The sequence below is a fragment of the Pseudomonas sp. 51_B genome, from assembly GCF_017491595.1.
Taxonomy (GTDB): domain Bacteria; phylum Pseudomonadota; class Gammaproteobacteria; order Pseudomonadales; family Pseudomonadaceae; genus Aquipseudomonas; species Aquipseudomonas promysalinigenes.
The window spans coordinates 1-490 of the sequence record NZ_JAFGYW010000246.1; the positions used below are offsets into that span (position 1 = coordinate 1).

Consider the following 490-nt stretch of genomic DNA (forward strand, 5'->3'; position numbering starts at 1 on the left):
TCTCACAGCTGCCTTTCGGCGCAGCCACCCTGGGTCTGATCCTGAACCTGGTGATTGCCATCTTCTTTGTGGGTTTTTTGCACTTCTCGCGCAAAGCCCTGCTCGACTACATCGACCTGGAATTGTTCTTTAAGAAGGCGATGGAGCAACCGACAGGTGCTGGGCTGGCGCTGGTGGCAGTCGGTTTGATCATGGTTTCGATTTCCCTTGTGGTGCTGGCGGCTGTGAAATGACCGCCACCGCCAGCTGTCCAAATCCTATCGTAGTGGAAATGACCATCTCGGACAACTTCCTCTACTCGGAGACACAAATTGAATCGCTGGCGATGCAGCTGCACGATAACCCGTTTGTTAGTGCGGTAAGTTTCCGAGTGTTACATACATCCGGCATGCTTTCCCCCAACGAGCACACGGGGATTGATCCGCGTTACGGCTTGCCAGCAACAGTGATCTGTATCGATGTTCCAACCATCCATGATGTTGGACTTTAC

General features: G+C 52.9%; 2 protein-coding genes. Both read left to right on the forward strand.

The window, feature by feature from the left end; all coding sequences use genetic code 11:
* The coding region (locus tag J5M56_RS24645; RefSeq protein ID WP_207938017.1) for a hypothetical protein at nucleotides 1-233 on the forward strand (233 nt) is incomplete at its 5' end.
* Nucleotides 230-490 (forward strand): hypothetical protein (locus J5M56_RS24650; protein WP_207938018.1); only part of this gene is annotated, 261 nt, incomplete at its 3' end. The genes J5M56_RS24645 and J5M56_RS24650, both read left to right, overlap by 4 nt.